The 19,006-nt window shown below is 68.4% G+C and carries 16 protein-coding genes; 12 read left to right on the forward strand and 4 right to left on the reverse strand.

Going from position 1 to position 19,006, the window contains the following annotated elements; all coding sequences use genetic code 11:
* Window positions 1–1,563, forward strand: coding sequence for a phytoene desaturase family protein (locus tag AC0KS4_RS25940; protein WP_238955533.1), 1,563 nt, complete (start codon window positions 1–3; stop codon window positions 1,561–1,563).
* Here AC0KS4_RS25940 and AC0KS4_RS25945 read toward each other — a convergent pair.
* Together AC0KS4_RS25945 and AC0KS4_RS25950 are read right to left on the reverse strand one after the other, a co-directional pair.
* Window positions 1,560–1,901, reverse strand: a complete 342-nt coding sequence (locus tag AC0KS4_RS25945) for a hypothetical protein (RefSeq protein ID WP_238955535.1) — start codon at window positions 1,899–1,901, stop codon at window positions 1,560–1,562. The two genes, AC0KS4_RS25940 and AC0KS4_RS25945, sit on opposite strands and share 4 nt — an antisense overlap.
* Window positions 1,898–3,448 (reverse strand): MBL fold metallo-hydrolase, encoded by a 1,551-nt coding sequence (locus AC0KS4_RS25950; RefSeq protein WP_238955537.1) that lies wholly within the window; start codon window positions 3,446–3,448, stop codon window positions 1,898–1,900. Before AC0KS4_RS25950 ends, AC0KS4_RS25945 begins: the two co-directional genes overlap by 4 nt.
* A gap of 131 nt (window positions 3,449–3,579) precedes the next feature.
* Here AC0KS4_RS25950 and AC0KS4_RS25955 point away from each other — a divergent pair, with 131 nt between their 5' ends.
* From AC0KS4_RS25955 to AC0KS4_RS25970, 4 genes are read left to right on the forward strand one after another with little or no spacing between them, the layout of a single operon-like run.
* Entirely contained in the window at window positions 3,580–4,350 is a 771-nt protein-coding gene (locus AC0KS4_RS25955) for a lysophospholipid acyltransferase family protein (RefSeq protein WP_238955539.1), read from the forward strand.
* Window positions 4,351–4,353: 3 nt separating this feature from the next.
* Window positions 4,354–5,133: a lysophospholipid acyltransferase family protein gene (locus AC0KS4_RS25960; RefSeq protein ID WP_238955541.1), complete on the forward strand. Its 780-nt coding sequence runs from the start codon at window positions 4,354–4,356 to the stop codon at window positions 5,131–5,133.
* A 13-nt stretch (window positions 5,134–5,146) separates the two neighbouring features.
* The gene (locus AC0KS4_RS25965; RefSeq protein WP_238955542.1) at window positions 5,147–5,932 is read left to right on the forward strand and encodes a lysophospholipid acyltransferase family protein; all 786 of its coding nucleotides are present in this window, start codon (window positions 5,147–5,149) and stop codon (window positions 5,930–5,932) included.
* A gap of 19 nt (window positions 5,933–5,951) precedes the next feature.
* Entirely contained in the window at window positions 5,952–6,764 is an 813-nt protein-coding gene (locus tag AC0KS4_RS25970) for an HAD family hydrolase (RefSeq protein WP_225329656.1), read from the forward strand.
* Between the two features lie 18 nt (window positions 6,765–6,782).
* Here the strand turns inward: AC0KS4_RS25970 and AC0KS4_RS25975 are convergent, their stop codons facing one another.
* Together AC0KS4_RS25975 and AC0KS4_RS25980 are read right to left on the reverse strand one after the other, a co-directional pair.
* Window positions 6,783–8,429: an LGFP repeat-containing protein gene (locus AC0KS4_RS25975; RefSeq protein ID WP_238957248.1), complete on the reverse strand. Its 1,647-nt coding sequence runs from the start codon at window positions 8,427–8,429 to the stop codon at window positions 6,783–6,785.
* 129 nt (window positions 8,430–8,558) lie between these two features.
* The gene (locus AC0KS4_RS25980) at window positions 8,559–9,593 is read right to left on the reverse strand and encodes a PirG (RefSeq protein ID WP_238955544.1); all 1,035 of its coding nucleotides are present in this window, start codon (window positions 9,591–9,593) and stop codon (window positions 8,559–8,561) included.
* A gap of 251 nt (window positions 9,594–9,844) precedes the next feature.
* On the opposite strand from AC0KS4_RS25980, the gene glf reads away from it, so the two are divergent.
* The 7 genes from glf to AC0KS4_RS26015 all read left to right on the forward strand — a co-directional run bounded on the left by glf (window position 9,845) and on the right by AC0KS4_RS26015 (window position 18,915).
* Window positions 9,845–11,053 carry a UDP-galactopyranose mutase gene (glf, locus tag AC0KS4_RS25985; protein WP_238955545.1) on the forward strand — a complete coding sequence of 403 codons (1,209 nt, stop codon included), beginning with the start codon at window positions 9,845–9,847 and terminating at the stop codon, window positions 11,051–11,053.
* Window positions 11,054–11,102: 49 nt separating this feature from the next.
* Window positions 11,103–12,989: a glycosyltransferase gene (locus AC0KS4_RS25990; RefSeq protein ID WP_238955546.1), complete on the forward strand. Its 1,887-nt coding sequence runs from the start codon at window positions 11,103–11,105 to the stop codon at window positions 12,987–12,989.
* Complete coding sequence (locus tag AC0KS4_RS25995) at window positions 12,982–13,530, forward strand: phosphatase PAP2 family protein (RefSeq protein WP_225329178.1); 549 nt, start codon at window positions 12,982–12,984, stop codon at window positions 13,528–13,530. Before AC0KS4_RS25990 ends, AC0KS4_RS25995 begins: the two co-directional genes overlap by 8 nt.
* Window positions 13,527–14,444, forward strand: a complete 918-nt coding sequence (locus tag AC0KS4_RS26000) for a decaprenyl-phosphate phosphoribosyltransferase (protein WP_238955547.1) — start codon at window positions 13,527–13,529, stop codon at window positions 14,442–14,444. Before AC0KS4_RS25995 ends, AC0KS4_RS26000 begins: the two co-directional genes overlap by 4 nt.
* A complete protein-coding gene (gene aftB / locus AC0KS4_RS26005; RefSeq protein ID WP_275254019.1) occupies window positions 14,431–16,413 on the forward strand; it encodes a terminal beta-(1->2)-arabinofuranosyltransferase in 1,983 nt (660 codons plus the stop codon). Before AC0KS4_RS26000 ends, aftB begins: the two co-directional genes overlap by 14 nt.
* A gap of 392 nt (window positions 16,414–16,805) precedes the next feature.
* The gene (gene ag85A / locus AC0KS4_RS26010; protein WP_225329181.1) at window positions 16,806–17,849 is read left to right on the forward strand and encodes a diacylglycerol acyltransferase/mycolyltransferase Ag85A; all 1,044 of its coding nucleotides are present in this window, start codon (window positions 16,806–16,808) and stop codon (window positions 17,847–17,849) included.
* A 163-nt stretch (window positions 17,850–18,012) separates the two neighbouring features.
* Window positions 18,013–18,915 (forward strand): esterase family protein, encoded by a 903-nt coding sequence (locus tag AC0KS4_RS26015; protein WP_225329206.1) that lies wholly within the window; start codon window positions 18,013–18,015, stop codon window positions 18,913–18,915.
* Window positions 18,916–19,006 lie beyond the last annotated feature (91 nt).

Below are 19,006 nucleotides of genomic sequence, written 5' to 3' on the forward strand. Positions count from 1 at the left end.
ATGACTGGTTATGACGCGATCGTTATCGGCGCGGGGCACAACGGGCTGACCGCCGCGGTGCTGCTACAGAAGGCCGGGCTGCGGACGGTGTGCCTGGATCCCAAGCTCTACGCGGGCGGGATGGCTTCCACCGTGGAGCTTTTCGACGGGTATCAGTTCGAGATCGCCGGCTCGGTGCAGTTCCCGACGTCACAGGTGGTGGTCGACGAGCTGGGCCTGGACACCATGCCGACGATCGACCTGGACGTGATGTCGGTGGCGGTGCGCGGCGTCGGGGACGATCCGCTGGTTCAGTACAGCGACCCGGTCAAGCTGTTCACCCACCTCAACGAGGTGCACGGCGCCGACGCCGTCAACGGAATGGCGGGGCTGATGGCGTGGAGCCAGGGCCCCACCCGCGCGCTGGGCCGGTTCGAAGCCGGAACACCACCCAAAAGCATCGACGAGATGTACGCCTGCGCCACAAACGAATTCGAGCGCTCGGCGATCGACGACATGCTGTTCGGCTCGGTCACCGACGTGTTGGACCGGTACCTCCCGGACCGCGAGAAGCACGGCGCGCTGCGCGGCTCGATGACCGTGCTGGCGGTCAACACGCTCTACCGGGGTCCGTCCACGCCGGGCAGCGCCGCCGCGCTCGCCTTCGGCCTCGGCGTTCCCGACGGCGACACGATGCAGATGAAGAAGCTGCGCGGCGGCATCGGCGCGCTCACCTCGCACCTGTGCGACGTGCTGCAAAGCCACGGCGGCGAACTTCGGTTGCGCACCAAGGTGACCGAGATCCTCGTCGCGGACGGCCGGGTGAGCGGGGTGCGCACCGAGGCGGGGGAGATCCTGCACGCCCCGATCGTCGTCTCGGGCATCGCCCCGGACACCACGCTCAACGACATGATCGATCCCGCCGCGCTGCCCGCCGACATCCGGGCGCGCTATGCGCGCATCGACCACCGGGGCAGCTACTTGCAGATGCACTTCGCGCTGGACGAGGCGCCCGCCTTCGCCCCGCCGTACGAGGCCCTCAATGAGCCGGCCATGCAGGCCTCGATCGGCCTGTTCTGCACGCCGGAGGAAGTCCAGCAGCAGTGGGAGGACGCGCGGCGCGGGATCGTTCCGGCCGACCCCACCGTGGTCTTGCAGATCCCCTCGCAGAACGACCCGGACCTCGCGCCGGCGGGCAAGCACGCCGCGTCGGCGTTCGCGTTGTTCTTCCCGATCGAGGGCGATGTCGATTACGGGCAGGCCAAGGTCGAAATGGGTCAGCGGGTGATCGACAAGATCACCCGGCTCGCACCGAATTTCGAGCGCAGCATCATCCGCCACACCACCTTCACGCCCAAGCACATGGGGGTGATGTTCGGCGCGCCGGGCGGCGACTACTGCCACGGTCTGCTGAACGCGAATCAGATCGGCCCCAACCGGCCGGGCCCGAGGGGCTTTTTGGGCCAGCCGATCCCGATCGAGGGACTGTATCTGGGCAGCGCGGGCTGCCACGGCGGACCGGGGATCACGTTCATCCCCGGCTACAACGCGGCGCGACAGGCGCTCGCCGACCGGGGCCGCTAGCCGCGCCCGCTGAGCAATTCGTCGAGCAGGGCGGTGAACTCGTCGGCGCGCGCCGGCGTGAACGCGGGGCTGGGCCAGGTGCCGGGCACGTCCAGGGTGATCAACGTCGACCGGAACGGCCGCTGCACGTCCAGCGGCAGCCAGCGGCGGAAGTCCGAGCTGCCCCAGATCCGGAACCGCTGCGTGAAAAGCCCCAGCTTTTCGGCTTTGTACCCGCGGATCGCCCCGAGTGCGATGACCTTCGATGTGCCCGATGGAAAGTGGTAGCGGCGCAGCGTGATCGCCGCGCGATCGAGCTGAACCAGCCCGTCGTCGTAGGAGTCGTAGGGATTGTTCACGCCCGGCGGCTCCGCAGCTGGTGGCCCCGCGCGGTCAGGCAGCGCCCGTCGTCCAATCGCCACTGCCAGCCGTGCAGGTTGCAGGTCAACGTGTTTCCTTCGACCACACCGAATTTCGACAGGTCGGCCTTGAGGTGGGGACAGCGGCGCTGGATCTCCCAGCCGTCCAGCGTGACCGACGCCGAGTCGTCGTGGGTTTCGGCGAACCAGCCGTCGGCGTAGGCGATGCGTTCGTCGGTCAGGCACTTGAAGAAGGTGTAGAGGTACTCGTTGTAGCCGCCGACCCGCCACGCCCGAAAGCGGGTGGACAAGAAGATGGTGTTGACCCAGTCGGGTTCGCGGTCGCGCAGCACGGTGCGCACCAGCTCCGGTGCGATCTCGAATCCGTAGCGGACCTTCTCGTCCGGAATCCGTTCCCGCACGGCGCGTTTCGGGAAGTCCAGGATCACCGTCTCGGGACCGAGCACCAGTTCGACGGGGTAGCCGATCCCGTCGCAGATCTCGTCGCTTTGGGACATGATCGGCTCGAACAACGCGCGCAGCGGTTCCAGGAGGGGCTCCCCGGCCGCGGGGGCCCAGCTCGCCCGCTCGGCGGCGACGACGGGCGCCATCCGCTCGGCGTACGCGGCGATGTAGTCGGCCTTGCCCGTGGTGAAGATGGCCTCGACCTCGTCGGTGGGCAGCGGGTGGCGCAACGAATTCAGGGTGGAGCCGGTGAAGTCGGCGGTCGACCCGGGGATCATCAGCAAGCCGCCGTCGTGGCCGTGCGTGCGCATCTGGTCCAGGAACACCATTTGATCCGGGAAGATGTTCGCCGGATCCGCGTGGTCGTCGTTGAGGTGGCGTAGCTCGGGATCCAGGAAGCAGGGCGGGCCCGCCGACGGGACCACCCACGTCGCCCCTACCTGGGCGAGGTATTGGCGGGCGCGGTCCATCTGCCGTTGCCGCTTCTGGACGCCGAAGGACTCCTTGGCGCGGGCCGGCATGTCGTAGACCATCGGGTACCAGATCGCTCCGGAGTACTGCAGCAGGTGCACGTCGATGTGCCCGAACTCGCAGGCCACCACGTCCAGGTCGACCGGCCGCGCGTCGTTCATGTTGAAAACCGTTGTGGCGCCGTCGCAGACCAGTAGCGCCGAGTCGCCGATCGGGCCGTCGGCGGGCGCCCGCAGGGCGATGATCATGACGTCGAGGCCGCCCCGGGGGCCCTCGATCCGATGCTTGACCGAATCGCTGGTCTCGAAGAATCGGTGAAAGCCCAATTCCTGCAACGCGTTTCGCAGGTCGGGCACGGGGAAGTCCGGCAGCAGCACCGTCGCGTCCTTGTTGACGTGCTCGGCCAGGTTCTTCGCGTCGAAATGGTCCTTGTGCAGGTGCGACACGTACAGGTAGTCGCAGGCACCCAATTTGTCCCAGTCCAGCGCGCTGTTGTCCGGGAACGGGAACCAGGATGCGAAGTAGGCGGGATTGACCCAGGGGTCGCAGAGGATGCTGCCCGCTTGGGTCTCGATCAGAAATCCGGCGTGGCCTACGCTGGTGACCTGCACTAATACCTTTCCGGGGGACGCTGGGGGACCGATTCGGTGCCGGCCGGCGACGGCGGCTTTTGCGCCCCCGAGCTTAGCGCGAGGCGACATCCGGGGGCGCCGCACAGCCCGGAGCACTAGGCTGATGAGCTGTGGAACCGGTTTACGGGACGGTCATTGCGCTAGCCCGCTTGGTCTGGCGCGCACAGGGCCTGAAGATCACGGTCACGGGCGTGGAGAACCTACCCAAAAGCGGCGGTGCGGTCATCGCGATCAACCACACCGGCTACCTGGACTTCACGTTCGCGGGGTTGCCCGCCTACAAGCAGGGCCTGGGTCGCAAGGTGCGGTTCATGGCCAAGCAGGAGGTCTTCGACCACAAGGTCACCGGGCCCATCATGCGCAGCCTGCGCCACATCTCCGTGAACCGGCAGGACGGCGCCGCCTCCTACGAGGCCGCCGTGCGGCACCTGAAAGACGGTGAGCTGGTCGGGGTTTATCCCGAAGCCACCATCAGCCGCAGCTTCGAGATCAAGGAGTTCAAATCGGGCGCGGCCCGCATGGCGGTCGAGGCCGGGGTGCCGATCGTTCCGCACATCGTCTGGGGCGCCCAGCGCATCTGGACCAAGGACCACCCCAAGAAGCTCTGGCGGCCGAAGGTACCGATCGTCGTCGTCGTGGGGGAGCCGATCGAGCCGACGCTGGGCATCGAGGAACTGAAGGACCTCCTGCATTCCCGGATGCAGCACCTGCTGGAACGCGCGCAGGAACTCTACGGCGCCCATCCCGCCGGGGAGTTCTGGGTGCCGCACCGATTGGGTGGGGGCGCCCCATCGCTCGCCGAAGCGGCCCGGTTGGAAGCCGAGGAGGCGGCCGCTCGGGCGGCACGCCGGGCGCGCCCCGCAGGGGCGCCGGAGCAGTGATCGATGGTGGAGCCGACCTTCCGCGCGCTGGAGCTTCTGGCCCAACTGGCGGTGACGGCCACCGGCACCAACATCACGTATCGCGGCGAGCAGTACATCCCTGAGCGGGGCGGCGCCGTGGTGGCGATCAACCACACCAGCTATGTCGACTTCTTGCCCGCCGGCCTGGTCGTGCACCGCCGGGGGCGACGCCTGCGGTTCATGATCAAAGCCGAGATGCAGCAGGTGCGGGTGGTCAATTTCCTGATCAAGCACACCCGCACCATCCCGGTGGACCGCGGGGCCGGGGCGGGCGCCTACGCCGTGGCCGTGCAGCGTCTGCGCGAAGGTGAGCTGGTGGGCGTCTATCCCGAAGCCACGATCAGCCGCAGCTTCGAGCTCAAGGAGTTCAAGACCGGCGCCGCCCGGATGGCCCTCGAGGCCGGCGTCCCGATCGTCCCGGTGATCGTCTGGGGGGCGCAGCGCATCTGGACCAAGGACCACCCGCGTAAACTGGGCCGGGCCAAAATTCCTGTCACCGTGCAGGTGGGCGCGCCGTTGCAGGTGCGCGACGACATTGCGCAGACCGACGCTGCCCTGCGCGACTCGATGACGACGTTGCTGCATCAGGCGCAACGGGACTATCCGCACGAGCCCGGGGCGTACTGGGTGCCGCACCGGCTGGGCGGCACGGCCCCGACCCGCGCGGAGGCCGCGCGCATCGAGGCCGACGAGGCGGCGGCCCGATCGGCCGGTCGAGCGGCCAAGAAGGCCGCCAACCGGGCCGAACGCCCGTCGCAGTAGGCAAGGAGACGACATGCCCGAGGGGTTCTACCGGCTGGCGGAGTGGATCGTGCCGCCGATGGTCGCCATGCAGGGGACAACGTTCACCTATCAGGGTCTCGAGAACATCCCCGAGCGGGGTGGCGCGCTGCTGGCCCAAAACCACACCAGCTACCTGGACTGGCTTCCCACGCTGATGGCCGTCCGGGAGCGCCGGCGGCGCGCGTATTTCATGATCAAGGCGGAGATGGCCGACGTGAAGGCCGTCAACTACGTCATCAAGCACGCCCGGTTGATCCCGGTGGATCGCAGGTCGGGACACGACGCTTTCGACGCCGCGGTGCAGCGCATGCGCGAGGGCGAGCTGATCGGGACGCATCCCGAGGCCACCATCAGCCGCAGTTTCGAACTGCGGGAGTTCAAGACCGGGGCCGCGCGCATGGCGCTGGAGGCCCAGGTGCCGATCGTGCCGATCATCGTGTGGGGCGCCCACCGGATCTGGCCCAAGGACCATCCGAAGAAGGTGCTGCGCAACAAGGTCCCGATCACCGTGGTCGCCGGGCGCCCGCTGCCGCCGCGGGGCACGCCCGAGCAACTCAATGCGGTGTTGCGTGGGGCGATGAATACCCTGCTGTATCGGGTGCAGGAGGAATATCCGCACCCGAAGGACGAATTCTGGGTGCCGCGCCGACTGGGGGGTGGCGCACCCACCCAGGAGGATTCCCGCGCCATCCGGTTGTCGGAGCTGCAGGACCGGATGCGGAAATACGGAACGGACGGCATCACGCGACCGGGGCAGACCCAAAGCGGACTGCATTGAGCGGTCGGACCCGATGACGATGAAGCCGACGCTCATCGCCTGCGACGTCGACGGCACCCTGTTCGACGACGACGAGAAGATCACCCCACGCACCCGCGACGCCATTCGCGCCGCGGTGGACTCCGGTGCGCAGTTCGTCGTGGCGACCGGTCGCCCGCCCCGGTGGATACGGCCCGTCGTCGACGCGCTTGGCTTCGCGCCAATTGCGGTGTGCGCCAACGGCGCCGTGATCTATGACTCCGCGACCGACCGGGTGCTGTCGACGCGCACGCTGTCCGTCGACACCCTGGCCCAGTTGGCGGAGCTGGCGACTCGCGTCATCCCCGGCGCGGGGCTGGCCGTCGAGCGGATCGGCGAACGCGCCCACGACACCGCGACCCCGCAGTTCGTCAGCTCGCCGGGCTACGAGCATGCCTGGCTGAACCCGGACAACACCGAGGTGTCGATCGAGGACCTGCTCAGCGCCCCGGCCATCAAGCTGCTCATTCGCCGGGCCGGGGCCCGCAGCTCGGACATGGCCGCCGAACTGTCCAAGCACGTCGGCATCGAGGGCGACATCACCTACTCCACCAACAACGGCCTGATCGAGATCGTGCCGCTGGGGATCAGCAAGGCCACCGGTGTCGACGAGATCGCCGGGCCGCGTGAGATCGCCCGCGAGGAGGTGGTGGCGTTCGGTGACATGCCCAACGACCTGCCGATCCTGCGCTGGGCGGGTCACGGCGTCGCCATGGGCAACGCCCATCCCGACGTGCAGGCCGCCGCCGACGAGGTCACCGCCGCCAACAACGACGACGGCGTGGGACGGGTGCTGGAACGCTGGTGGGCCTAGCGGCGCGTTGGCCCGGCCCTAAGGGGCCGGGTGCGCCGGTAGCGAGAAGTGTTCGGCCGGAACCGTTGGGCCGCTTGGCAATTGGGTGGCCAGCGGCGTCGTGATGCCGTCCACGACCTCGGCGACGTTGCCGGTCAGCCGCTCGAAGTTCAGCGTCCCGTGCTGGAAATTCTGCGTAATCTGCAGCGGCTCTTGTATTTCCGCGCTGGTCGGCAATCCGAGCGGGCCGCGTTCGTAGCTCTGAGAACCCCAGGCGTCGTAGATGGCGCCCGTGACCGGCTGGGGGCCGGTCTCGGGTGACCAATACATCGCGCCCCGGGCGAAGGTGACGAAGCGGGCGTCGCCGGCCGCGCTGTCTTCCGGCGAGGTCGGCGCGCCCAACACGCTGCTCATCCCGCCGATCGCCTGCCAGTGATCGTAGATCGCCCCGCCCTGCAGCGCCTTGATCAGCTCCTCCGGCGGGTCATTGAAATGTGCCGCGATATCCCGTATTTCGTCCATCAGCGCGTAGGCGGCGTTGCCCGGGCAATCGGTGTTGCCGACGTCGCGGTGGGTGAAGATGGTCGGCAGCGTCGCGATGGAGCCGGCCGGAAAGGTGGTGTAGTGACTGCCGGCGGACTCCAGCTGCACCGTGCCCTTGGGGTCGACGCCGTCCAGGCCGAGCCGCCAGCCGAGCAGGCGGCCGACGGTGCGCAGCTGGATCGGCGTGGGGGGCACGTCGTCGAAGTTGCCGATCATCGACACACCCCAGGTGTTGCGGTTGAATCCACCCGTGTGGAAGGCCTCGACCGCTTTGGTGAGCCCGCCGGCGCTGCCCTCGAACACCTGGCCGTACTTGTCGACCAGCGCGTTGTAGGCGATGTCGCACCAGCCCAGCGTCTTGCTGTGGTAGGTGTAGATGGCCTTGACGATCCCGGCCGATTCCAGCGGCGAGTAGTCGTTGCTGCCCGCGGTGTGATGGACCACCGCGGCGCGAATCCCGTTGTCGTACTGCGGACTACCGCAGCGCAGCGATTCGTCGGCACCCCATTCCGCCCGGCTGATGATGGGGGGCGCCTGCCCGGGCATCACCACCCCGGACGGTGGTGTCCACTGGTTTTGCGACGGCGCCAGCGGCGGGGAGATGAGGACGGCGGAGATGTTCTGCCCGAAGGGCTGTTCCCTCGACGCCGGCTTGTATCCCAGATCCGTCGGGCCACCCGGGGGTGCGGGCGGCGGCTGGGTCGCCTTCGCGTCGAGCGGTCGGGTCACCGCGATCTGGACGGTCGTCGTGGTGCCGACGAACACCGGATCCGTGCCGCGCGGCCCCTCGGCAACTCCGGCCGGATGGCCGGCCCCGGCCGGGTCGGGCGCCGCGGTTTCGTACTCGGTCTGATACCAGGGACCCCACGAACCGTCGGGACGCCTGGCGCGCACGCGGGTCGACGTGCCGGCCAGGTCGCCGGTCAGCGCCACCAACGAGAACGGAGTGTCCTGGCCGATTTCGCGAACCGTGACCCCGGCGCCCAGCCCGATCAGCGGCTGCTCGACGAGTTGGGTGCCGCGCGCCGGCGCCGGCCCGGAGGCGCCGCGGCCCCGTGTCGCGTCCCCCACCCACGAGACGATGACGACGGTCGCCGCGATGGCGGTGAGCATCATCGTCGGTGCACGACTGCGGGACACCAGGCGATGTTACGTGTGTTTCTAATGTTATCTATGAGACGACACGAGGTTGAGCGCGGCTGAATCCGCACCAAAATCGACGGCACCGCAGAAGATTCTGCGGTGCCGTCTGGTGGAGGGTTTGGATAAAGGTCAGACCGGGGGCAGTGCCGGTACCGCGCCCGCGGCCGCCGGCAGCGCACCGGCAGCACCCGCGGCCGCCGGAAGAGCTCCCGCCGCGGCGCCGGGCAGGGCACCCGCGGCGCCCGGCAGAGCGCCCGCGGCGGCACCCGGGAGGGCGCCCGCGGCGGCACCCGGGAGGGCGCCCGCGGCCCCGCCGCCCTGCATGCCCTGCGTGATGGCCGGCATCACCAGGCCCTTGAGCAGGTCAATCGCCTGGCCGGCGCCCAACTGGTTGGCCGCTTGCATGACGTCGTTGACCAGGCCGCCGCTGGCGCCGGACCCGGAGCCACCGCCCAGTCCGGTGCCGCCGCCGATGGGCGAGGCGTTACCGAAGGTCGACGGGTCGCCGAGGATCGGGTAGGTGCCACCGACGCCCGGGTCCAGTCCGGCCCCGGAGTCGATGGGAACTTCGCTCGGCGACAGGGTGGGGCTGCCCAGCCCCGGTGCCACCCCGGCCGGGCTGGTCAGCCCGGGGTTGGACAGCGCCGGGTTGAGCCCGGCGCCCGGGGTCGCGATGCCCGCGCCCGGGGTGGCCGGCAGCGCACCCGGCGCGGTGAGCCCGGGCGTCGTGGGTGCCGCGCCGGGGCTCGTGAGGCCCGGGCTCGCCAGCCCGGGGCTGGTCAAACCGGGGTTCGTGAGGCCGGGGCTGGTCAAGCCGGGGCTCGTCAAGCCCGGATTGGTCAGGCCCGTCGTCCCCAGTCCGGGGGATCCCAGGCCGGGAGTGCCCAGGCCCGGGCTGGCGAGACCCGGTGTGGTCGCGCCCCCGCTCAAGGCGGGCACCGGAGGCATGTTGATCCCGAATTGCGACAGCCCCTGTGACAGCGCGCCCATCAGCTCGCCGGGCAGGTCGCTCATCACCGCGGCCTGCTTGAAGTCGTGATGCTCGGGCGCCTTGTTGTCGGCCGTCGATTCGTAGACAAGGAAGTAAGCGCACGGACTCGCCACTGCCAGGGCGGCAACCGCGCTCATGGCTGTCGAGAGCTTGCGTCGGCGTCGGTTCGGCACGGAAGTCTCCTCAATCTGACTATGTGTTGTGTTTGCGGTCCCGCCGGTCCTATCTGGCTGGAATCACACAAAGTCGATGGTACGAGTGGGGACCCTGTTACTAGAGTGGTGATATTGAATCGTGAGGCAATTGCGACCAGGACTGTGATCGCGGATTCCGGCCGTCCCGACGGCCGTGGTTGAACGGCCGGCCTTCTCCGTGGCCTCGCCAAATGGGTTAGGGCCCCGCGGTCGGATACCCTAAGCAACCGATGACAGCTCGTTTCGATCTTTTCGTCGTCGGCTCTGGATTCTTCGGACTGACCATTGCCGAGCGCGTGGCTACCCAGCTCGGGAAGCGTGTAGTCGTGGTGGACCGCCGTCCGCACATCGGTGGCAACGCCTATTCGGAAGCCGAGCCGCACACCGGCATCGAGGTGCACAAGTACGGCGCCCACCTGTTCCACACCTCTAACAAGAGGGTCTGGGACTACGTGCGGCAGTTCACCGAGTTCACCGACTACCGGCACCGGGTCTTCGCCATGCACAACGGGCAGGCCTACCAGTTCCCGATGGGGCTGGGCCTGGTGTCGCAGTTCTTCGGCAAGTACTTCACCCCCGACGAGGCGCGCAAGCTCATCGCCGAGCAGGCCGCCGAGATCAAAACCGAGGACGCGCAGAACTTCGAGGAGAAGGCCATCTCCCTGGTCGGCCGGCCGCTCTACGAGGCCTTCCTCAAGAACTACACCGCCAAGCAGTGGCAGACCGACCCCAAGGAGCTGCCCGCGTCGAACATCACCCGGCTGCCGGTGCGCTACACCTTCGACAACCGCTACTTCAGCGACACCTACGAGGGCCTGCCCGTCGACGGGTACACGGCGTGGCTGCAGAACATGGCCGCCGACGACCGCATCGAGGTCCGGCTGGACACCGACTGGTTCGACGTGCGCGACCAGCTGCGGGCGGACAGCCCCGACGCGCCGGTCGTCTACACCGGCCCGCTGGACCGCTACTTCGACTACGCCGAGGGACGGCTGGGCTGGCGCACGCTGGACTTCGAGCTGAAAGTGCTTCCGATCGGGGATTTCCAGGGCACACCGGTGATGAACTACAACGACGCCGACGTGCCCTACACCCGCATCCACGAGTTCCGCCACTTCCACACCGAGCGCGACTATCCGGCCGACAAGACCGTGATCATGCGCGAATACTCGCGGTTCGCCGAGGACGACGACGAGCCCTACTACCCGATCAACACCGAGGCCGACCGCGCCGTGCTGGCCGCCTACCGGGCCAGGGCGAAGTCCGAAACCGCTTCGGCGAAGGTGCTTTTCGGCGGCCGGCTGGGCACCTATCAGTATCTGGACATGCACATGGCCATCGCCAGCGCACTGAGCATGTACGACAACGTCCTCGCGCCGCACCTGCGCGACGGCGCATCCCTGAGTGAAGCCCAGAACAAAGAGGAAGGCGCGCGATGATGCGTGCTACGACGATGCAGAGCGAAGCGATGAGGAGGAGTGGCGCCTGATGTCCGCCGTGAGCCTGCTGTCCCGAATCATCCTGCCGCGCCCCGGCGAGCCGCTGGACGTGCGCAAGCTGTATCTGGAGGAGTCGACGACCAACGCCCGGCGGGCGCACGCGACGAGCCGCACCTCGCTGGAGATCGGCAAAGAGTCCGAGGTGTCGTTCGCCACCTACTTCAACGCGTTCCCGGCCAGCTACTGGCGGCGCTGGTCCATCTGCTCTTCGGTGGTGCTGCGGGTGGAGCTGACCGGAACCGGACGGGTCGACGTGTACCGGACGAAGGCCACCGGGGTGCGAATCTCGGTGGAGGGCCGTCAATTTGTCGGGACCGACGAACAGCCGGCGGTCGTCGAGATCGAGGTGCCGCTCAAGCCGTTCGAGGACGGCGGCTGGATCTGGTTCGACATCACCACCGACAGCGCGGTCAACTTGATCAGCGGCGGCTGGTATGCGACCGAGCCCGCGCCCGTCCCGGCCAACATCGCCGTCGGCATCCCCACCTTCAATCGCCCCGCCGACTGCGTCAACGCCCTGGCCGACCTCACCGCGGATCCCTCGGTGGATGAGGTGATCGGCGCGGTGATCGTCCCGGACCAGGGCGTCCGCAAGGTGCGCGATCACCCGGACTTTCCGGCGGCGGCCGCGGGCCTGGGCGATCGGCTGTCGATTCACGACCAGCCCAACCTCGGCGGCTCCGGTGGCTACAGCCGGGTGATGTACGAGGCGCTGAAAAACACCGACTGCCAACAGATCCTGTTCATGGACGACGACATCCGCATCGAGCCGGACTCGATCCTGCGGGTGCTGGCGATGCACCGCTTCGCCAAGACGCCGATGCTCGTCGGCGGGCAGATGCTCAACCTGCAGGAGCCGTCACACCTGCACATCATGGGCGAGGTCGTCAACCAGGCCAACTTCATGTGGACCGCCGCCCCGCACGCCGAATACGACCACGACTTCGCCGAATTCCCGTTGAGCGACAAGAACTCTCGGAGCGCCCTGCTGCACCGCCGCATCGACGTCGACTTCAACGGCTGGTGGACGTGCATGATCCCGCGGCAGGTCGCCGAGGAGCTGGGCCAGCCGCTGCCGCTGTTCATCAAATGGGACGACGCCGAATACGGTCTGCGCGCCGGCGAGCACGGATATCCGACCGTCACGCTGCCCGGCGCCGCGATCTGGCACATGGCGTGGAGCGACAAGGACGACGCCATCGACTGGCAGGCCTACTTCCACCTGCGCAACCGGCTGGTGGTCGCCGCGCTGCACTGGGACGGCGACATCACCGGGCTGGTGCGCAGCCACCTCAAGGCGACGCTGAAACACCTTGCCTGCCTTGAGTATTCGACGGTGGCCATCCAGAACAAGGCCATCGACGACTTTCTCGCCGGACCCGAGCACATCTTCTCGATCCTGGAATCCGCGCTGCCGGAGGTGCATCGCCTGCGCAAGGAATACCCGGACGCGGTGGTGCTCCCGGCGGCCAGCGAACTGCCGCAGCCGCGCTACCAGAGCAAGGCGATGAACCCGCCGGTGAACCCGGCGTCGATCGGCTACCGGCTGGCCCGCGGGATCCTGCACAACGCGACCAAGGCGGACCCCGACGCCCACCGGTGTCCGGAGTACAACGTGGCGACCCAGGATGCGCGCTGGTTCCGGTTGTGCACGGTGGACGGCGTGACGGTCACGACGGCCGACGGGTGTGGCGTGGTCTACCGGCAGCGGGACCGGCGAAAGATGTTCTCGCTGTTGTTCAAATCGCTGCGCCGCCAGCGTCAGCTGCTCAGCCGCTTCGACGAGATGCGCAGGGTGTACCGCGACGCGCTGCCGGTGTTGTCCAGCAAGCAGAAGTGGGAGACGGCGTTGCTGCCAGCTGCTGAACATGCCTGACGCCTCTGCTGCGCAGGCTCCGCGCGGTGAGGTGGCCGCGCTGGTCGTCGTCCAGGCTGCACTGGCCGATCGCCCCGGGGCATTAACGGTGGCGCGCGCGCTGTCCCACTTCGGCGAGCACAGCATCGGCTGGGTGGCCGTGGCCCTGCTCGGCGCGGTCCTGTCGCCGAGGCGGCGCGCGGACTGGCTGGTCGCCGGGGCGGGAGCCTTCGTTGCCCACGCCGCCGCCGTGATCGTCAAGCGGATCGTGCGCCGCAAACGGCCCCACGATCCCGCCGTCGTGGTCAACGTCGGCACGCCCAGCAAGTTGAGTTTTCCGTCCGCACATGCCACTTCCACCACAGCCGCCGCGATCCTGATGGGCCGGACCACCGGTCTGCCGCTACCGGCGGTCCTGGTGCCGCCGATGGCGTTGTCGCGAATGTTGCTGGGCGTGCACTACCCCAGCGACGTGGCCTGCGGCATCGCCCTGGGTGCCGTCATCGCGGCGATCGCGCGCCGCGCAGGACAGGTGCAAGAGGTTGTAAGAGGTGACGAATGACCGAGGAAACCAAGGAAGCGGTGGCCGGACCGCCCAGCAACCTGGTCGCCGGGGTGATCAAGGCGCTGCGCCCCCGCCAATGGGTCAAGAACGTCTTGGTGCTGGCCGCGCCGGTGGCGGGGCTGGGCAGCGGGATTCGATACGACTACGGGCAGATGCTCACCCAGGTTGGGTTGGCGTTCGTGGTGTTCAGCCTGGCCGCGTCGTCGATCTATTTGGTCAACGATGTGCGCGACGTCGAGGCCGACCGCGAGCACCCCACCAAGAGGTTCCGCCCGATCGCGGCGGGCGTGGTGCCCGGGTGGCTTGCCTACGCCCTGGCGGTGCTGTTGGGTACGGCCTCGCTGGGCATCGCCTGGGTGGTGACCCCGAACCTCGCGCTGGTGATGGCCGTCTACCTGGGCATGCAACTGGCGTATTGCTTCGGTCTCAAACACCAAGCGGTGCTTGACATTTGCATCGTGTCTTCGGCCTATCTGCTCCGTGCCATCGCCGGTGGTGTGGCCACCGAAATCCCACTGTCCCAATGGTTTTTGCTCTCGGCGGCGTTCGCGTCGCTGTTCATGGTGGCCGGCAAGCGTTACGCCGAACTGCAATTGGCCGAACGCACCGGCGCCAAGATCCGCAAGTCGCTCGAGAGCTACACCAGTACTTACCTGAGGTTCGTCTGGACCTTGTCGGCCACCGCGGTGGTGGTCTGTTACGGCTTGTGGGCGTTCGAGCGCGACCGCCACTCGGGGTCCTGGTTCGCGGTCTCCATGGTCCCGTTCACCATCGCGATCCTGCGCTACGCGGTCGACGTGGACGGCGGTCTGGCCGGGGAACCCGAAGACATCGCGTTGCGGGACCGTGTGTTGCAGCTGCTGGCGGTGGCGTGGATCGCGACCATTGGAGCCGCCGTTGCCTTCGGTTAGCCCCGAGCTGCAGGCGCTCAAGGCGCGCATGATGCGCAGCCGGCCGGTGATCAGGCGGCCCGGCTGGCCGGTGTTCCCGTACACGACCATGGTGCGGACCAGCCTCTGGATCGGCGTTGCGGTGGTCGCCGCCCTGTTCGCGTGGGGCGCCTGGCAGCGGCGGTGGATCGCCGACGACGGGCTCATCGTGTTGCGCACCGTGCGCAACCTGCTCGCCGGCAACGGACCGGTTTTCAACCAGGGCGAGCGGGTGGAGGCCAACACCTCCACCGCCTGGACGTACCTGATGTACGCGGGCGGCTGGGTCGGCGGCCCACTGCGCATGGAGTACGTGGCTTTGGCTCTGGCGCTGGTGCTTTCGGTGCTCGGGGTGGCGCTGCTGATGCTGGGCGCCGCGCGGTTGTACGCGCCCAGCCTGCGCGGTCGCAAAGCGATCATGTTGCCCGCGGGGGCGTTGGTGTACATCGCGCTGCCGCCGGCGCGTGACTTCGCCACCTCCGGCCTGGAAAGCGGTTTGGCCCTGGCCTACCTCGGGCTGCTGTGGTGGATGATGGTCTGCTGGGCGCAGCCGGTGCGCAACCGCGCGGACAAGCAGGTGTTCGTCGGCGCGCTGGCGTTCGTCGCCGGGTTCAGCGTCCTGGTCCGGCCCGAGCTGGCCCTCATGGGTGGGCTGGCGCTGATCATGATGCTGATCGCGGCCCGGACCTGGCGGCGCCGCGCGTTGATCGTGGCGGCCGGCGGTTTCCTGCCGGTCGCCTACGAGATCTTCCGGATGGGCTATTACGGCCTGCTGGTGCCGGGGACCGCCCTGGCCAAGGACGCGGCCGGCGACAAGTGGTCCCAGGGCATGATCTACCTCTCGAACTTCGACGGCCCCTACGCGGTGTGGATCCCCGTGGTGCTGCTCGTGCCGCTGGGAGCGCTGCTGTTCGCCGCCCGGCGGCGCCCGTCGTTCCTGCGGCCCGCGCTGGCGCCCGACTACGGGCGGCTGGCCCGCGCGGTGCACAGCCCGCCGGCGGTGGTGGCGTGGGTCCTGATCAGCGGCCTGCTGCAGGCCCTGTACTGGATCCGCCAAGGCGGCGACTTCATGCATGCGCGGGTGCTGCTGGCGCCGCTGTTCTGCCTGCTGGCCCCGGTGGCCGTCGTCCCCGTCGCCATCCCCGACGGGCAGGACTATTCGCGCGAGACCGGCAACTGGGTGGCGGGCGCGGCCGCCGCGCTGTGGCTCGGGGTGGCCGGATGGGCGCTGTGGGCGGCGAATTCATCCGGCATGGGCGATGACGCCACCCACGTCACCTACTCCGGCATCGTCGACGAACGGCGCTTCTACGCCCAGGCCACCGGTCACGCGCATCCGCTGACCGCCGCGGACTACCTGGGCTATCCGCGGATGGCCGCCATCCTGACGGCCCTGAACGACACCCCCGACGGCGCGTTGCTGCTGCCGTCGGGCAACTACATCCAATGGGACCTGGTGCCGATGGCCCAGCCGCCGCCCGGCGGCCCCGCCGACAAGTCGCCGCAAAAGCCCCAGCACGCGGTGTTTTTCACCAACCTCGGCATGGTCGGCATGAACGTCGGGCTCGACGTGCGGGTCATCGATCAGATCGGTTTGGCCAACCCCCTGGCGCAGCACACCGAGCGGCTGAAACACGGCCGCATCGGGCACGACAAGAACCTCTTCCCGGACTGGGTGATCGCCGACGGCCCCTGGGTGAAGGTGTATCCGGGGATTCCGGGCTACCTGGACGCGCAGTGGGTCGCCGACGCCGTCGCGGCGCTGAAATGCCCCGACACCCAGGCGGTGCTCGGCTCGGTGCGCGCTCCGATGAACCCGCATCGGTTCCTGTCCAACGTGTTGCACTCCTTCCAATTCACCAAGTACCGGATCGACCGGGTCCCGCTTTACGAACTGGCACGGTGCGGGCTACCGATACCCGAACAAGCCCCACCCCCGCCTCGCGAGTAAGCGCTGCGCAGAAGAAATTTCGGCAAAATCCGGCCCCATTACCACCGGTCCGCCGCGAAAAAATGGCAGCAACATCACATTTGGCCCCTCACCAGCTGGCATCGGCGGGCAAGCACATGTGCGGATATCGCCTCTTTGACACATGTTTGACATGAAAACCGCTGGGTAGGTGGGCCGCTCGACGTTCGGCGGCTCGCCTCGATGCGAACGAATGGGGCAAGGTGTGGTTGACTACACGGGCACTCCTGCGCTTCGCGCGGCGACGATGCGGGCCGACGATGGCCTGAGGAGGAGCCGTGCAGGTGGGTACGCGCAGGCAGTTTGACCCAATCAGGAAAGCGCCCAATCGGACGAATGCGCCGGGAGGCCGCAAGAAGGATGAGGAAGCAAGGATGACGCTTGTCGACAGATTGCGCGGCGCCGCGGCGGGTATGCCGCGCCGGCTCGTGGTGGGGGCCGCCAGCGCGGCGCTGCTGACGGGTCTGATTGGCGCCGTCGGAGGCTCGGCGACCGCCGGTGCCTTCTCGCGCCCGGGTCTGCCCGTGGAGTACCTGCAGGTTCCGTCCGCCGGAATGGGCCGCGACATCAAGGTTCAGTTCCAAAGCGGTGGTGCGAACTCGCCGGCGCTGTACCTGCTCGACGGTATGCGTGCGCAAGACGACTTCAACGGCTGGGACATCAACACCCCGGCGTTCGAGTGGTACAACCAGTCGGGCATCTCGGTCGCCATGCCGGTGGGTGGCCAGTCCAGCTTCTACTCCGACTGGTACAAGCCCGCCTGCGGTAAGGCCGGCTGCACCACTTACAAGTGGGAGACCTTCCTGACCAGCGAGCTCCCGGCCTACCTGCAGAGCCAGAAGCAGGTCAAGCCGACCGGCAGCGCCGTCGTCGGCCTGTCGATGGCGGGATCGTCGGCGCTGATCCTCGCCGCCTACCACCCGGAGCAGTTCGTCTACGCCGGCTCGCTGTCGGCGCTGCTGGACCCGTCTCAGGGCATGGGCCCGTCGCTGATCGGTCTGGCCATGGGTGACGCCGGTGGCTACAAGGCCGCCGACATGTGGGGGCCGAAGGAAGACCCGGCCTGGGCGCGCAACGACCCGTCGCTTCAGGTCGGCAAGCTGGTCGCCAACAACACCCGCATCTGGGTGTACTGCGGTAACGGCAAGCCGTCCGACCTCGGTGGCGACAACCTGCCCGCGAAGTTCCTCGAGGGCTTCGTGCGGACCAGCAACCTGAAGTTCCAAGAGGCCTACAACGGCGCCGGCGGTCACAACGCCTTCTGGAACTTCGACGCCAACGGCACCCACGACTGGCCCTACTGGGGCGCGCAGCTGCAGGCGATGAAGCCTGACATGCAGTCGGTGCTGGGGGCCACCCCGGGTGCGGGCCCGGCCACGGCCGCGGCTGCCGGTAACGCAACCGGCCAGGGCACCTAAAACACGCCAAGCATCACGACTGACGGCGGGAACCCTTCGAGGTTTCCGCCGTTAGTCTTTCGCGCCCACGTGTGACCTGTTTCACTACCCGGCGAGCGCGGGTACTGAGCCGCTGGCTACTGTGCATTCAGCGACTACACGATGGAGGGTGGACATGACGGTCGTGCGGGGTGTGCCAGCGCTTCTTCGGGCGTTCTGTTTTGCCGCGCTAGCGGTCGGGTTGGTCTTCGTTTCGCCGGCGGCCGGGACCGTCGGCAAAGCCAGGGCCGCGGGCTACGAAAGCCTGATGGTTCCGTCGGCGGCCATGGGCCGCGACATCCCGGTGGCCTTCCTCGCCGGTGGTCCGCACGCGGTGTACCTGCTGGACGCCTTCAACGCGGCGCCCGACGTGAGCAACTGGGTCACCGCCGGCAACGCGATGAACACGCTGGGCGGCAAGGGCATCTCGGTGGTGGCCCCGGCCGGCGGCGCCTGGAGCATGTACACCAACTGGGAGCAGGACGGAAGCAAGCAGTGGGACACCTTCCTGTCCAGCGAGCTGCCGGACTGGCTGGCCGCCAACAAGGGCCTCGCGCCCGGTGGCCACGGCGCCGTCGGCGCCTCGCAGGGCGGCTACGGCGCGATGGCGCTGGCCGCCTTCCACCCCGACCGCTTCGGCTTCGCCGGCTCGCTGTCGGGCTTCCTGTACCCGTCGAGCACCAACTACAACGGCGCCATCCTGGCCGGGCTGCAGCAGTTCGGCGGCGTGGATGGCAACGGCATGTGGGGGGCGCCGCAGCTGGGCCGGTGGAAGTGGCACGACCCGTACGTGCACGCGGCGCTGCTCGCGCAGAACAACACCCGGGTGTGGGTCTACAGCCCGACCAACATGGGCGGCGACGACGCCGCGATGATCGGGCAGGCGTCCGCGGCGATGGGCAGTTCGCGGGAGTTCTATCAGCAGTACCGCAGCAACGGCGGGCACAACGGCCACTTCGACTTCCCGGGCGGCGGCGACAACGGCTGGGGCTCGTGGTCGGGGCAGTTGGGGGCCATGTCGGGCGACATCGTCGGCGCCATCCGCTAGCGGCGATCGCCGGCGCGGCGGAGCCGGGCGCGGCGGGTCGCTGCCCGGATTGACCTCGCCGGCGAGCCGGTACCGTGTAGGAGTGCAGCCG

It is taken from the genome of Mycobacterium sp. NTMscope_MAC_12, from assembly GCF_976985675.1.

Excerpts from the sequence above, each read along its gene's own strand:
- AC0KS4_RS25940 (WP_238955533.1), top strand. The coding sequence starts at position 1 with ATGACTGGTTATGACGCGATCGTTATCGGCGCGGGGCACAACGGGCTG.
- AC0KS4_RS25960 (WP_238955541.1), top strand. The coding sequence starts at position 4,354 with ATGGTGGAGCCGACCTTCCGCGCGCTGGAGCTTCTGGCCCAACTGGCG.
- AC0KS4_RS25965 (WP_238955542.1), top strand. The coding sequence starts at position 5,147 with ATGCCCGAGGGGTTCTACCGGCTGGCGGAGTGGATCGTGCCGCCGATG.
- AC0KS4_RS25970 (WP_225329656.1), top strand. The coding sequence starts at position 5,952 with ATGAAGCCGACGCTCATCGCCTGCGACGTCGACGGCACCCTGTTCGAC.
- glf (WP_238955545.1), top strand. The coding sequence starts at position 9,845 with ATGACAGCTCGTTTCGATCTTTTCGTCGTCGGCTCTGGATTCTTCGGA.
- AC0KS4_RS25990 (WP_238955546.1), top strand. The coding sequence starts at position 11,103 with ATGTCCGCCGTGAGCCTGCTGTCCCGAATCATCCTGCCGCGCCCCGGC.
- AC0KS4_RS25995 (WP_225329178.1), top strand. The coding sequence starts at position 12,982 with ATGCCTGACGCCTCTGCTGCGCAGGCTCCGCGCGGTGAGGTGGCCGCG.
- AC0KS4_RS26000 (WP_238955547.1), top strand. The coding sequence starts at position 13,527 with ATGACCGAGGAAACCAAGGAAGCGGTGGCCGGACCGCCCAGCAACCTG.
- ag85A (WP_225329181.1), top strand. The coding sequence starts at position 16,806 with ATGACGCTTGTCGACAGATTGCGCGGCGCCGCGGCGGGTATGCCGCGC.